General features: G+C 52.3%; 17 protein-coding genes. 13 read left to right on the top strand and 4 right to left on the bottom strand.

Going from position 1 to position 12,658, the window contains the following annotated elements:
- The first annotated feature begins 9 nt into the window (after window positions 1–9).
- From ACKTS9_RS06105 to ACKTS9_RS06095, 3 genes are all read left to right on the top strand, one after another.
- Entirely contained in the window at window positions 10–225 is a 216-nt protein-coding gene (locus tag ACKTS9_RS06105) for a hypothetical protein (RefSeq protein WP_407879585.1), read from the top strand.
- Window positions 226–371: 146 nt separating this feature from the next.
- Window positions 372–1,241, top strand: a complete 870-nt coding sequence (locus ACKTS9_RS06100) for a helicase HerA domain-containing protein (RefSeq protein ID WP_407879583.1) — start codon at window positions 372–374, stop codon at window positions 1,239–1,241.
- On the top strand, window positions 1,216–2,112 hold the full coding sequence (locus ACKTS9_RS06095) for a tetratricopeptide repeat protein (protein ID WP_407879581.1): 897 nt from the start codon (window positions 1,216–1,218) through the stop codon (window positions 2,110–2,112). Before ACKTS9_RS06100 ends, ACKTS9_RS06095 begins: the two co-directional genes overlap by 26 nt.
- Window positions 2,113–2,214: 102 nt before the next feature.
- On the opposite strand, the gene ACKTS9_RS06090 is transcribed toward ACKTS9_RS06095, so the two are convergent.
- The 4 genes from ACKTS9_RS06090 to ACKTS9_RS06075 are packed head-to-tail and all read right to left on the bottom strand — an operon-like array spanning window position 2,215 to window position 3,422.
- Complete coding sequence (locus ACKTS9_RS06090; protein WP_349216569.1) at window positions 2,215–2,433, bottom strand: DUF3791 domain-containing protein; 219 nt, start codon at window positions 2,431–2,433, stop codon at window positions 2,215–2,217.
- A 13-nt stretch (window positions 2,434–2,446) separates the two neighbouring features.
- Window positions 2,447–2,683: a hypothetical protein gene (locus ACKTS9_RS06085; RefSeq protein ID WP_407879578.1), complete on the bottom strand. Its 237-nt coding sequence runs from the start codon at window positions 2,681–2,683 to the stop codon at window positions 2,447–2,449.
- A gap of 2 nt (window positions 2,684–2,685) precedes the next feature.
- On the bottom strand, window positions 2,686–3,177 hold the full coding sequence (locus ACKTS9_RS06080) for a DUF3990 domain-containing protein (protein ID WP_407879576.1): 492 nt from the start codon (window positions 3,175–3,177) through the stop codon (window positions 2,686–2,688).
- Entirely contained in the window at window positions 3,174–3,422 is a 249-nt protein-coding gene (locus ACKTS9_RS06075; RefSeq protein ID WP_407879574.1) for a hypothetical protein, read from the bottom strand. The genes ACKTS9_RS06080 and ACKTS9_RS06075 overlap by 4 nt, the downstream gene beginning before the upstream one ends.
- Window positions 3,423–3,569: 147 nt before the next feature.
- On the opposite strand from ACKTS9_RS06075, the gene ACKTS9_RS06070 reads away from it, so the two are divergent.
- The 10 genes from ACKTS9_RS06070 (at window position 3,570) to ACKTS9_RS06025 (ending at window position 12,652) form a co-directional block, all read left to right on the top strand.
- Window positions 3,570–3,944, top strand: a complete 375-nt coding sequence (locus tag ACKTS9_RS06070) for a hypothetical protein (protein WP_407879572.1) — start codon at window positions 3,570–3,572, stop codon at window positions 3,942–3,944.
- Window positions 3,945–4,234: 290 nt separating this feature from the next.
- Window positions 4,235–4,363, top strand: a complete 129-nt coding sequence (locus ACKTS9_RS06065; protein ID WP_407882083.1) for a hypothetical protein — start codon at window positions 4,235–4,237, stop codon at window positions 4,361–4,363.
- 522 nt (window positions 4,364–4,885) lie between these two features.
- Window positions 4,886–6,256: a PhoH family protein gene (locus ACKTS9_RS06060; RefSeq protein ID WP_407879570.1), complete on the top strand. Its 1,371-nt coding sequence runs from the start codon at window positions 4,886–4,888 to the stop codon at window positions 6,254–6,256.
- The gene (locus ACKTS9_RS06055) at window positions 6,257–6,541 is read left to right on the top strand and encodes a hypothetical protein (protein WP_407879568.1); all 285 of its coding nucleotides are present in this window, start codon (window positions 6,257–6,259) and stop codon (window positions 6,539–6,541) included. It begins immediately after the preceding gene.
- A 157-nt stretch (window positions 6,542–6,698) separates the two neighbouring features.
- Window positions 6,699–7,547, top strand: a complete 849-nt coding sequence (locus tag ACKTS9_RS06050; RefSeq protein WP_349216576.1) for a cell division protein FtsQ — start codon at window positions 6,699–6,701, stop codon at window positions 7,545–7,547.
- The gene (locus ACKTS9_RS06045; protein WP_407879565.1) at window positions 7,544–9,238 is read left to right on the top strand and encodes an ABC transporter ATP-binding protein; all 1,695 of its coding nucleotides are present in this window, start codon (window positions 7,544–7,546) and stop codon (window positions 9,236–9,238) included. The genes ACKTS9_RS06050 and ACKTS9_RS06045 overlap by 4 nt, the downstream gene beginning before the upstream one ends.
- Window positions 9,239–9,240: 2 nt before the next feature.
- Window positions 9,241–10,080, top strand: a complete 840-nt coding sequence (locus ACKTS9_RS06040; protein WP_407879563.1) for an energy-coupling factor transporter transmembrane component T family protein — start codon at window positions 9,241–9,243, stop codon at window positions 10,078–10,080.
- 15 nt (window positions 10,081–10,095) lie between these two features.
- Window positions 10,096–11,091, top strand: coding sequence for a PHP domain-containing protein (locus ACKTS9_RS06035; RefSeq protein WP_407879561.1), 996 nt, complete (start codon window positions 10,096–10,098; stop codon window positions 11,089–11,091).
- A gap of 77 nt (window positions 11,092–11,168) precedes the next feature.
- Entirely contained in the window at window positions 11,169–11,765 is a 597-nt protein-coding gene (locus ACKTS9_RS06030; protein ID WP_407879559.1) for a PepSY domain-containing protein, read from the top strand.
- Between the two features lie 56 nt (window positions 11,766–11,821).
- Complete coding sequence (locus ACKTS9_RS06025) at window positions 11,822–12,652, top strand: MurR/RpiR family transcriptional regulator (protein ID WP_407879557.1); 831 nt, start codon at window positions 11,822–11,824, stop codon at window positions 12,650–12,652.
- Window positions 12,653–12,658 lie beyond the last annotated feature (6 nt).

Below are 12,658 nucleotides of genomic sequence, written 5' to 3'. Positions count from 1 at the left end.
GGAGGAAAAATGTTCAAACGAAAGCCAAAGGTACTCACACCGGAGGAACAGGAAGAAATCCGTACAAAGGATTTTTTCGACATGATCCTGCCCGGCACAATCAAATTTCTTTCCGACCACTATATCGTAGGCGACAGCTATCGCTGTGTATGGGCGATCCGTGAGTACCCGCCCTCCACCGAGGAGCAGGCGATCCTTTCCAGCTTGCCGACCGCAGCGGCGTGACCTTACGCATCTATCACAGGCTGGTCGAAAGCATGGAACAGAGGAAGATCATCCAGAACGCCACCCGCCGAAACAAGCTCAAAAGCGGCGGCACTGATGTAAACGAAACCATCGAAGCCGAGGGCAATCTCTAGGATGTGATCGAATTGCTGGCAAATCTCCGCAAGAACCGCGAGCCGCTTCTGCACTGCTCGGTGTTCATCGAATTAAAGGCGCGGAATATGGACGCGCTGAAAGAGCTGCAGAGCGAAATTGCAATGGAACTGACGCGCTCCAAAATTTCGGTAGACCGCCTGACCTTACGGCAGAAAGAAGGTTTCCTCTCTGTTCTGCCGGTGGGCACAAATCAGTTCGGTGCGCAGTATGAGCGTGTTCTGCCTGCAAGCTCGGCGGCAAATCTGTATCCCTTCAACTTCTCCGGCAAGACCGATCCGAAAGGAATATATATCGGTAGAGATAAGTTCGGGACGAACATTCTTGTGGACTTCGACCGCAGAGCTGAAGACAAGACCACAAGTAATATTCTCATTTTAGGCAACAGTGGTCAGGGCAAGAGCTATCTGTTAAAGCTGATCCTCACCAACCTTCGGGAATCCGGCAAGCAGCTTATCTGCCTTGATCCCGAAAGCGAGTACGAGGAACTCTGTTCGGCGCTGGGCGGCTGCTATATTGACTTTCTGTCCGGCGAGTACACCATTAACCCTCTGGAACCCAAAGCTTGGAATGACAGCACAGACGATGTTGATCCCGGTGCTCCCGCGGCGTTTAAAAAAGCGACAAGGCTTTCCCAGCACATCGCATTCCTAAAAGACTTTTTCAGAAGCTACAAGGATTTTTCGGATGCGCAGATCGACACCATTGAAATCCTGCTCTCCAAGCTGTATGCCCGGTTCGGTATCACCGACAGCACCGACTACAGCGTAAAAAAGCCCTCGTATTTTCCCATTATGGAGGATTTCTACAAGCTGTGCGAGGAAGAATTCTACAGCTATGATACCCAAAAAGTGGTGGAATGATCCCGACCATCCGCTGTTCCAATACCGCAAAGCAAAAGAATATCTCGACAAGGACAGCCCTCTATACGATCCGGCTGAAGCGGTGCGGTGGCTTCTGCTCTCCGCTGAACAGGGATACGAATACGCGCAGTACCGTCTCGGCAAGCTGTATCTTTTGGGTGATGAAATAGAGCAGGATTTCCTGCAAGCGGAAGGATGGCTCGAACAAGCCTCCGATCAGGGAAATAGCTACGCAAAATACTCCCTTGCAAAAATGCATCTTGCCGGACTTGCCGTACAGAGCGATGAAGTGAAAGCAATCCGGCTCCTTCGGGAATCCGCAGATGACGGAAATCAGTGGGCGCAGTATTTGCTCGGTAAATTCTGTTTCCGAGGTGAGCATACCGAAAAGAATTTGCAGGAAGCAGAGCGATTGCTTACTGCCTCCACCATGCAGAAAAACAGTCAGGCACAATATCTCCTTGCCAAACTGTATCTCTGTGAAGACGGGATTCCAAAGGATGCAGAGAAAGCATTACACTGGCTGTGGAAATCCGTAAAACAAAAAAATCAATACGCACAGTATCTGCTTGGAAAGATGCTGCTGTTCGGGAAAGAAACGAATCGGGATGTAGAAACCGGCATTGCTCTGCTGTCGGCATCCGCAGAACAAGGAAATGTGTATGCCGCAAGGCTGCTGCAAAGCTATTACAGCGGCAGGCTGAGAAATCCGTCTCTTGGCATGGCGGCTGTCCGTCTGCTCTCCCAGCTTGGCCGTATGTTTACGGATCGCCTCCGCAGAAACGAGGACGGTCAGCGGGCGGTTATTGAAAAGAAGCTGCGGCAGAAGATCGAGGAAAAGAAACAGGCGCACGGTATGAAAATGGGATGAGAAAAGCCTGCGGATTTTTCCGCAGGCTTTCAATATGCTCTTTCCATTTTGTTCGGCTGATTTAACATCCGATATTAAATCAGCCGAACGCGACTGTACCGATCACTGCACGGGAATAACCGCGTTACGGGATTTCAGATAGATGTCAATATCGTTATTGATGTATTGATAGCCCGTTGTATGCAGCACATCATAAAATTCGCGCAGATAGTCGAACACACCGTAACGGCGGAAAAGCGCCTCAGTCTGTTTCCCTGTCAGCGATTTGTGGACTTTATAGTTTTCGATGCAGAATACGGCGAAAGCAGTTTCCTGACTCATACCGGCAGCCTCCTTACACATCGGGATAGCAAATACTTCCCGTTTGTTCTTCCTGTTCAAAAAGCGAATAAAGCATCCCCGTGCTGTACTGCCAGACCTTGGTCTCCTCCTGCTCCAGCGCCGCATAGAGCTTGGAGGCGTACAGCATGGCGATGGCTTCGTCTTCGGTGACTTGTTTCTTTTTTGCAATCATACTGATAAGATCGGCGCTGATATATGGCATGACAGCAAGGAATTGTTCCTTTCCCATCGTTATTCCTCCCGGATTTCTTTGGACTCAATAAATTTCACAAAGGCAAGAAGCTTTTCCGTATGGAATGTCCACTGATCCTGCAAGACCTCTGTTTTCAGCCGTTTTACCGTTTCCTCCGCGTCCAGAACGCCTGTTTCAAAAAGGCGGATAGAGCGGTAAACATTATCGTCTGCAACCGGTCCGATGTGCATATCCGCCGCTATATCGGTCATTTCGCCTCTGCGGTTTTTGACAACAAACTGCAGCCATTCCATATCGGCGTTCTGATAGCGGTGAATGACGGCCCGGGATTTGGCCGCATCAAAATCAAACTCGTAGACGGAGACATACCCCACCGGTTTGTTTTCTCTACGCATCTTGATTCTTGCCCAGCGCTCCGCCTGCTGCAAGGACGTCGTGGTATAAAAACCCGTGCCGAAATCCAGAAAGCTTTCGCTGATGCGAATTTCCGGCTTTTCCACGGGAACGGTGCTTCCATGATAAAGGATCATGCGAGTCCCTCCAACATTTTATGAATAGCCTTCTGCTCCTGTTTCAGGGCAGACAGCATTTCTGCATAGTGTTTGCGAAGTGCGAGCTTGTCGCGGACAGCAGCAACGGTACCGGCATCCTTGCCGATGTATTTATCATGCAGCTTTCCGTTCTCCCGATATTTCAAATAATAATATTCTTTCCTGCGGCATACGAGTGATCCTTTAGGTAATTGTGCAAGTAAAGCTTCGTATTCACGGATCATCCGTTCATTTCGGAGAGCCTCGTTTTGTATCACAGAGCGTATCAACAAGTCTTTCACCTCGTTTGTATTATACCACACAATCACGAAAATATCAAGTGCGCAGTGTGGCAATGCGTAAAATGCAGTTTGAATCAGAAAGGAATTTTTATGGCAACACGATATATTCACTTTACAGAAGAACAAAAACAGGCAGCCCGGCAAATCGATATTGCCGGGCTGTTACATTCCCAAGGTGAAACATTAAAACGCTCCGGCAGCGAGTATGAGTGGCGGGACGGCTCTGCAAAGGTCACGGTACGCGGAAACCTATGGTATCACCAGTACGAAGAAGTCGGCGGCGACACGATTGACTTTGTGCGGAGGTATTATAACAAATCCTACCCGGAAGCTGTGGAATACCTGCTGGGCGGGTGCAGCTGCACACTCGCAGTACGGGTATCGTTCAAAAAGTGGAAAACGGCAAAGTTTACACGGTCGAGGGCAACTCCGAGGCTTCTGTTTGTCAGAACAGCTATCCGGTAGATACTCGACTACGGTGCGCCTGTCTATTGATCAGAAGGTAAAAAACAAGCCGCTTGCTCAATGATGAGGTTCCGTAACGAAGGTTTTGAAAACAAGCGGTAAAGCCAATCGGTGCGGTTATATTGTAGAAAAATCTGAAACTGAAATTTAGAGGAAATTGCAATGAAATCATTATTTGAACAGATGGGCGGAACTTATATGCTGCAAGGCGATTACTATTTGCCGAATCTCACTTTACCTGCCGAAGAAAATAAGCCCATGGGATATTAGAGTAACGGCATTTACGGTATATCCGGCAGCATAGGAAAGTATTTTGCACGAATCTGCTCACAAGCGACAACCTGAACAGCTATCTTACGGATATCGACCAACAGGAGAAAAAATTTTTCACGGTCGGTAGAACAGATGACAGCGTATAAGGGCGTAACCGAGCAGATAAAGGCAGAAAGTCAGATAGAATGGTGGACAGGATGACTGCGCTGCGTGAAGCGGCGGTAGAAATCGTGAACGCAGAAGTGATTTTGCATAAATGAAAGCCAACATGAAAACTGCACAATGAAGCGTGTAACGCTTTTGAACGAAAAAACGAGAAAACGCCTTACCCCTCAAAGTTATGCTTTAGAAACGGAACTATCATTTAAAAAGTTCTCATGCGCTCTTCAAGAAAGCCGGAGATAATCATAGATTAATTCTACTGGTATTTTACTGATAATTAACTCCAGTTATATGGAAAACCAAATACATTAAATGTATAATAGGAATATGGAGTGGATTGCCTATGCTTTTTGCCCTGCATGATTTTCTGGCATATTGCCTGTATAGCATCAGCCGGTTTTCCGGAGGAAGCGTGTTGTTTTGCGCCGCTTTTTCCGAAAAACCGGCTGTTTTGTTATGCGGAGAATCAAACCCCTTGTAATTATCATAAAAAAGGAGAAAACGCCATGCAAAAGACATATGTGCTGGATACCAACGTTTTGATCCAGGCTCCCTATGCCCTCGAATCCTTTGAGGATAATCACCTCGTTCTCCCGCTGGCCGTTCTGGAGGAGCTGGATGGATTAAAAAATTCCGAAGGAGAAAAAGGCGCTAATGCGCGGCAGGCCATCCGGTATCTGGAATCGGTGCGCACGGCGGGAAACCTGCTGGAAGGCGTCTCTCTGCCGGGCGGCGGCACGCTGCGCCTGGAGGTCAACTGCGTGGACGTGAAGCTGCCGGAGGGCTTCCCGGAGCACAAAAACGACAACCGGATTTTAAAGGTCTGCCTTGGCCTGCAAAACGGGAAAACGCCGGTTATCCTGGTGACAAAGGACATTGTGGTGCGCGTCAAGGCGCAGATGCTGGGGATTCCCGCGGAGGATTTCACCACTGAGCAGGCGCCCGTCAGCGAGGAACAGTATACCGGACGATGCGAGGTCTTTGTAGCGGAAAAGAAATTCGAGGACTTTAAAAAGAAGCATATTGCGCCGGAAGATGTGTATCAGGCGGACGAAGCCGGAGAAAAGCTTCCTGTGACGCTCGTGCCCAATCAGTTCGTCATCCTTAAAGCGGACCAATCCGCCAGGAAAACCCAGCTTGGCCGTTTTGACGGGAAGAAAATCGTACCGCTCGCTTTTCAGAAGAAAAAGCCCTACGGCGTTTCCCCAAGAAATGTGGGTCAAAAATTTTTACAGGAGGCCTTGATGGCCGATGCGGAAGAAGCGCCGCTGGTGATCGTAAAGGGGATGGCCGGCACAGCAAAAACCTTCTACACCTTGGCTGTCGGCCTGCACGCCATGCTGGAACAGGAGGAACCGGCTTACCGGCGCATTTTGATCAGCCGTCCCAACGCCCAGTTTGACGATGATATCGGGTTCCTCCCGGGGGACGAGTCGGAAAAGATCGCGCCGCTGCTCCGGCCGGTCGTCGACAATCTGGAGCTTTTGGTGGATCAGAATGAGAAGGAACGGTTTGCCGACGAACGCAGCCTTTCCGGGAAAGTAGAGGAGCTGTTCGACCGGGGCATTGTGGACGCCCAGGCCCTCAATTTCATCCGCGGCCGGTCGATTTCCAAAACCTATCTGGTCATTGACGAGGCGCAGAACCTGACGCCCAAGCAGGCCAAGGGGATCATCACCCGCGCCGGGACGGGCACAAAAATCATCCTGCTGGGCGACCCGCAGCAGATCGACCATCCCCTTCTGGACGAACGCACCAACGGTTTGAGCTACGCAGCGGAAAAAATGAAGGGCAGCCCGCTGTGCTGGCAGGTCACCATGTCCGCCGAAGAGTGCGAGCGTTCCGCACTGGCTATGGACGCAGTAAAGAGGATGTAAATGGATTGGATTTTATATATGCACAGGAAAGGTGATAGCGATATGAAACAAAACGGTTCCTTTCAGGAGACCATCGCACGGATAGGGCAAAAGCTCAGGAGCAGCCGGAAGCGGTATTTCGGCGTACTGCTGATCCTGCTCGGTATTGCTTTGGGCATCGTTTCCAGGGCGGCGGGCGGTTCCCCGTTCCAGGATTTCGCCACCGGTATCCTCATGGGCCTCTCAGCCGGCATCCTTCTCGTCGGGATCCTCGCCATCCTGCTGTCTTTCACCCGGAGAAAGTAACCCTGATTTTGAAACAGTAAGAAATTTTCATAAAATCAAATTACGCAAATTTAATTTACTTTTTACGCAGCCATGATAGAGAGCTAACAGAACGTATGGTATATTGTAGACGCAGACAAATGCAAGAAATCATTTCTGATTTGGAGGATGAAAGGATATGGAGCTCTCAAAAAAGCAGACGGCGACGCAGTCGCAAAAACTCATGGTCTTTGTATTGACCATGGCGCTGTATGGATTGGCAACCCTGTTTACCGAATTGATTCCCAGCTTTCAGGCTGGTATTGTGGAATTTTCAGTGGAATACTTCCTGTTTATCCCGCTGACGCTGGCCATGCTGTTTGACCCGCTTTCGGCGGCGCTGGGCGCGGCTACCGGCGAGCTGGTGTTCAGCGAGATCATGCTGGGCCAGTTTGGCGGCCTGGGCGAGCTGGAAAAATTCCTGACGGTAACCATTGGTGTGTATGTTGCCGGACGGATGGTGAAGAACCCGAAGAACTATAAAATGGTCGGCATCGCGGCCATCACCGGCACAGGGCTTCAGCTGTTGATGGGAACCGTCGTAGATATCCTGAAGGTACAGTTTGCCGTGGAGGATTTTGAAGCGGTAGCCGGCCTGCCGGAGAGCGTGTTTGCCACCGAAGGCTTTGCGTTCCTCAACGACCTGCTGTTCTCCGGTATCCTGTTCTGCCTGCTGCCCACCCTGTTCCTGGTGCCGAAGCTGTACGGCAAGATCGAGCCGCTGCTGGGGATGCGCCCGCGGGATGAAAAGACCTGGCTGGGCGGGATCAACGCCAAAGTTGTCATCGGCTGTATCGTTGCCTTTGCCGCAGCGGCCGGCGCCGAGCTTTTGGCTACCAGCGGCACTCCGCTGATCGAATGGGAAGCCGAGTGGGCGGAAAGCGGGACCGCGCTGGCGATCGGTCTTGTGGTTGCCGCCGTAATCGCTGTTGCTGCGATCGTTGCGCTAAAAGTCAAGGCTGGAAAGAAACAGGCGGAGGAACAATGAACATTATCGAGATAGAGAATTTGACCTATTCCTATCCCGCCGCAAAAAGTCCGATTCTGAAGAACATATCGCTTACGGTTGAAGAAGGGGACTTCCTGGCGGTCGTTGGGAACAACGGCTGCGGGAAGTCCACTTTTTGTAAAACCTTAAACGGGCTTATTCCCCACTTTATCGACGGCGATTTTGAAGGGACCGTCAAGGTGGGAGGAATCAACACCCTGGAATCGGATGTGGGGACGCTGGCCTGCAAGGCGGGATATGTCTATCAGGATTTTGAAAACCAGATCGTCCGCCCTACCGTGCTGGATGACGCTTCCTATGCCTGCTTGAACTACGCCATGCCGGATTATATCGAAAGAGGGCGGCGAGCGCTCTCCCTCTGCGGGCTGGAGGGACGGGAGGACGATTATATCTGGCAGCTTTCCGGGGGGCAGACCCATCTGCTGGCGCTGGCGGGCGCCGTTTCCCTGCGGCCGGATATCCTGATCCTGGACGAGCCGATCGCCCAGCTGGATCCCGGCCATGCGGATAAAATCTACGGTGTGCTGAAGGAACTGAACGAAAAGCACGGCAAGACGATCATCGTCATCGAGCATCATACGGAATATATCGCCGATTACTGCAAGCATGTGATGTTGATGCGGGACGGCGGCATTGCGTGGAAGCTTCCCACGGGCGAGGCGCTGCGCCGGGTGGAGGAGTTGCAGGCATGCAATATCTTCCCGCCCCAGGTGACCATTGCCGCTCACCGGATGAATCAGGAAGGCAGGCTGCCGGAGGGACAGCTCCTGCCCACCACCGTAGAAGAAGGGAAAAACGCTTTTCGGAACTTACAGTATCATCCCCGTGCCTCTGCGGAACAGAAAGCGGCAGAAGCCGGTGAGCCGAATGTGCAGTTTCGGGACGTGTCCATCGCTTACCGCAGCGTCAAAGGGGATGACCGGTTGGTGTTTGACGGCCTGGATCTGGAGATCCGCCGCGGAGAAAAGATCGCCCTGATCGGTTCCAACGGCGCGGGGAAATCCACCTTAATGAAACTGATGGTGGGCCTTCTCAAGCCGGGGACGGGCGATATCCTCCTGAACGGCGAAAGCACCCGGAAGAAAAAGACGGAACAGCTGTCTCGAAGCATTTCCCTTGTTTATCAGAATCCGGAGGAGATGTTTATCAAGGATTCCATCCGTGCCGATATCTCCTATGCCATGCAGGTACGGGATGTTGAAAACTGGCAGGCGCGCACCGACGAACTGCTGGCCCGCTTCCGGCTGACGGAATTGCAGGACCAGGACGGCCGGCTTCTCTCCGGCGGCCAGATGCGACGGGCAAGTCTCGCCATCGGCGTTGCCCTGAACCCCGGCATTTTGCTGCTGGACGAGCCGACCGCCAATCTGGATATCGCCACCCGCAAGGAGATCATGCGGACGCTGACGGACATAAAGGATATCACCGAAACGGTGATGATCGCCACCCATGATATGCAGCTGGTCTGTGAGTGGGCGCAGCGGATCGTGGTGCTCTGCCGGGGCCGGGTGGTGGCGGACGGAACACGGGATGAAATCTTTGGAAATCAGGAAATCCTGGATACTGTAGGCATCCGGCCGCCGGAGATTTTTTCCATGGCGCAGGCGCTGGACAGCGGAGCCCTCTGCTATACGGTGGAGGAATTCCTGCATAGCTTTGAGGAGGCGTGAGGATGGCAACGAAGATGAAAAAGAAACTCTCTGAAAATATCCTGGATAAATTCTCCATTGACTTTCTGCGCAATCAGGTGCTCAAAAACGCCTACGGCAACGATGACACAGTGATCGCCAGGCTGGACCCGCGGATTCTGCTGGTGTGGTATTTGTTCTTCGGATTGGTTCCCTGGTTTGTGAATAACCTATGGTTTTTGATGGCCTGCTTTTTGCTGGTGCTCATCACCACCGTACTGGCCCGTGTGGCGGGCCTGGTGCTGCTGCTGTTCGCGGTCGGCGTCTTTACCCAGACGGGATATCTGCTGGTGGTATCTTTCCTTTTCGGTGGGGACGCTTCCACCATCGTTCCGCTGTTGATCCTCACCCTGAAGGTCGCCACCTGCTCTCTGGCTTCCGTCACGGTGTTTTCCGGACTGGACCCGGACCGGCTGTCCAACGGGCTGATGTGGTACGGCTGCCCGGAACGGCTCTCCTTTTCCATCTCCTACGCCTATCGGATCCTGCCCATGCTGATGGAGGAGTTCCAGAACATCCTGCTCTCCTTCCGGATGCGGGGGAATCCGCCGGCGCACGAAAGGTTCTGGGGAAAAGTCAAGTACCTGTTTTATCAGGTCAAAGTGGTCATGCACGCCTTTTACCCGCTGATGCTCAACACCGCCAAGCGCTCCCGGACAACGGTGGAGGCGCTGGAAATCAAAGGCTACCGTTATGCGGCGGTCAACAAGGCGGTGAAAAAGATGAAGCTTGCTACTTTGAAGGTCACCTACAACGACCTGCTGTTCCTGGCGGTTTCTTTCCTCTGGATCGCGGTTTCCATTCTGTTATCCACATTATTTTAGAAAAGAGGCTGTAACTTGAAACTGGATTTTCATACTCACGGGAAACTGGCCAAACGGCTTCCGTTTTCCACCCAATATACCGACTGGCTGTTCGGCGAAGCAAAGTCGGCCGGGCTGGACGCCCTGTGCCTGACCGAGCATTTCAATACGCTGCAATTCGATGAGCTGTACGGATATCTTTTGCATCAAAGCAAACGGGAAGGAGATGCCCTTCTGCTGAAAAACGGGCTGCGGATATTCCCGGGCATGGAAACGGATATTGCCGAGGGTGGGCATATCCTGTCGCTGGGAACTGTAGAAACGATTTTGGAACTCAATCAGCGGCTGGCCGCACATAAGCAGCCGGGGCATTTTCTTCCATTTGAAAAGCTGCTGGATCTCTTCAGGGAATACGACGTTCTGGTAGGCGCCGCTCACCCTTACCGGGCAGGCGGACATATTCCGGAGCTGCCCCGGGAACAGCTTGAACGGCTGGATTTCCTGGACTTAAACGGCAAGGATGTGGCGGAGGACCGGGAACGCGCCGAGCGGCTCACCCGTTCTCTGGGAGAACGGCTCCACAAACCGGTAGTCAGCGGGAGCGACACCCATCAGGCGGTGCAATACGGTTGTATCTGGACAGAATTTGCAGAGAAACCCGCCACACTGAACGAACTGCGCCGTCAAATCTCGGCGGGCGCCTATCAGATTATGGTTTCGGAGCAGGCCGCGTTTCAGGTGAAAACCGCCGGCATCCTGAAGCGGGCGCTGAAGGAGATTCACGCTTTAGGCGGGGACTATGTCGGCATTCTGCTGGGCGATGGAAAAGAACAGGATTCCTGTTCTTTTCAAGACAGGCTTGCCGTAGCCTACCAAACGGTGGTGATCGATTATTCGCCAAAAGCCGGAGAAATGGCGGACAGGATCCAGCTGGCTGCCAACGAAATGTCCCGGAAGGGTTTTGAACTGGTATCTGCAACAACCACCGGCTCAGCGAAGGGTATCCTGGTTTTCCGGGGAAAAGGTATGTAATGGCCCTTTTTCTTGAACAGAGCATGGCTTCTTGATATACTTGTTATAGGATAGAGGTGAGCGCTTTATGAGACGAATTGCACTGTTATTTTCTGTTTTGTGCCTGCTGCTGGCCGGCTGCGGCAGATCAGGCTCCGCAGGAGACAGCTTCCGGTACCGCGCAGTCCGAAATCTTTCCGGATGATGAGATTCCGAGCAGTTCAAAGCCGTCCGGCAGCAGCCAGCCGGCAGATGCTGAAATCAATCGGGATGCCGCGCTTGCCTTGGCGATGGAAAATGCCGGCGTTCCGGAAAAAGACGCTTATAACGTGAAAGTGGAACGGGATCGGGAAAACGATATCCCGATTTTCCAGGTGGAATTTGAAACCCAATATGGAGATTATGATTTTGAAATCGCAATAGCAGACGGAACGATCATCGGCGCCGATTACGAGGTGGATGAAGAGTGGCTGGACAGGCTGGGTGGAAGTCCTGTTACGCTGGAGGAAGCTAAACAGGTCGTCCAGAGCAGGGTGCCCGGCTCCAGCGCGGAAAACGTCCGGATGCGGGAAGAAGGCGGCGACGGCCGGGGCCGATTTGAGGGAGAATTATTCCACGACGGCGTCAAATATGAGTTTGAGATCGATCCGAAGACCGGGATTATTTTTGACTGGAATGCGGATCTGCGGGAATAACAGATCCGCACAGAGCTGGTTTGAGCAAAAAAAGGCCACAGGAGGAGTCGCAGCTGATGACTTTACAGTTTCCCCGGATGCCGGAGCAGATCACCAAAGCTGAATCCCGGATTCTGGACTATATTTCCAATAACCCGGAAGAATTCTTGCTTTCCTCCATCGGGGAAGTGGGAGAAAAGCTTGATGTTTCGGGTACGACGATTTCCCGCTTTGTGCGCCGTCTGGGCTGCGGGGATTATAAGGAACTCAAGCGGCTGGTGGCAGATCAGAACATTTCGGAAGGTCCGGCTGCCAAACTGATGCAGACATTGCGCTCTGAAGAAGCATTTACCGTGAACAATTGGTTCCTGCGTCAGCAGATGTACCTGCAGAAAACGCTGGAGGGATTGGAACAGGAGGAATTTCAGAAGGCAGTTTCGGCGCTTTGCTCTGCACATCGGGTATTTATCCATGCGAAAAGCGCGTCGTCCTCATTGGGGCAGCTTCTGATGTTTCGCCTGCGGCGGCTTGGGATTCAGTCCGTTCTGCTGCCATCAGGGGGCTCGGAGGTGCTGGAAGGGCTCTCACAGGCAAAGGCCGGCGATCTGGTGATTATGTTCAGCTTTTCCAAGCTCTCGCAGGAGGGAAAGATGATCCTGGGATACCGGAAAGAAGCCGGTTACCAGACGCTTGCGTTTATCTCTCGTGCATTTGTCCCGGAAGAAGAACGGGCAGATATCCAGCTGTTCGCCTATCGGGGAGAGGCAAAAGAGTATCACTCGATGACGGCGCCTGCGGCGTTGGTGGACGCACTGGTAGTGGCGGTATCCGAACAGATGGGAGAGGCCTCCGTAGAAAACCTCTCCCATCTGTACCATATGAAAAAAACTTATGCGCCAAACCGGTAAACTTTC

Source organism: Owariibacterium komagatae, from assembly GCF_045865535.1.
Taxonomy (GTDB): Bacteria; Bacillota; Clostridia; order Oscillospirales; family Ruminococcaceae; genus Ruthenibacterium; species Ruthenibacterium komagatae.
This window is presented reverse-complemented; position numbering and strand designations above follow the sequence as displayed.

Bases quoted from the DNA above. Each gene is read 5' to 3' on its own strand.
- ACKTS9_RS06105 (WP_407879585.1), top strand. From the start codon at position 10: ATGTTCAAACGAAAGCCAAAGGTACTCACACCGGAGGAACAGGAAGAA.
- ACKTS9_RS06095 (WP_407879581.1), top strand. From the start codon at position 1,216: ATGATACCCAAAAAGTGGTGGAATGATCCCGACCATCCGCTGTTCCAA.
- ACKTS9_RS06090 (WP_349216569.1), bottom strand. From the start codon at position 2,433: ATGAGTCAGGAAACTGCTTTCGCCGTATTCTGCATCGAAAACTATAAA.
- ACKTS9_RS06085 (WP_407879578.1), bottom strand. From the start codon at position 2,683: ATGGGAAAGGAACAATTCCTTGCTGTCATGCCATATATCAGCGCCGAT.
- ACKTS9_RS06080 (WP_407879576.1), bottom strand. From the start codon at position 3,177: ATGATCCTTTATCATGGAAGCACCGTTCCCGTGGAAAAGCCGGAAATT.
- ACKTS9_RS06075 (WP_407879574.1), bottom strand. From the start codon at position 3,422: ATGATCCGTGAATACGAAGCTTTACTTGCACAATTACCTAAAGGATCA.
- ACKTS9_RS06070 (WP_407879572.1), top strand. From the start codon at position 3,570: ATGGCAACACGATATATTCACTTTACAGAAGAACAAAAACAGGCAGCC.
- ACKTS9_RS06060 (WP_407879570.1), top strand. From the start codon at position 4,886: ATGCAAAAGACATATGTGCTGGATACCAACGTTTTGATCCAGGCTCCC.
- ACKTS9_RS06055 (WP_407879568.1), top strand. From the start codon at position 6,257: ATGGATTGGATTTTATATATGCACAGGAAAGGTGATAGCGATATGAAA.
- ACKTS9_RS06050 (WP_349216576.1), top strand. From the start codon at position 6,699: ATGGAGCTCTCAAAAAAGCAGACGGCGACGCAGTCGCAAAAACTCATG.
- ACKTS9_RS06045 (WP_407879565.1), top strand. From the start codon at position 7,544: ATGAACATTATCGAGATAGAGAATTTGACCTATTCCTATCCCGCCGCA.
- ACKTS9_RS06040 (WP_407879563.1), top strand. From the start codon at position 9,241: ATGGCAACGAAGATGAAAAAGAAACTCTCTGAAAATATCCTGGATAAA.
- ACKTS9_RS06025 (WP_407879557.1), top strand. From the start codon at position 11,822: ATGACTTTACAGTTTCCCCGGATGCCGGAGCAGATCACCAAAGCTGAA.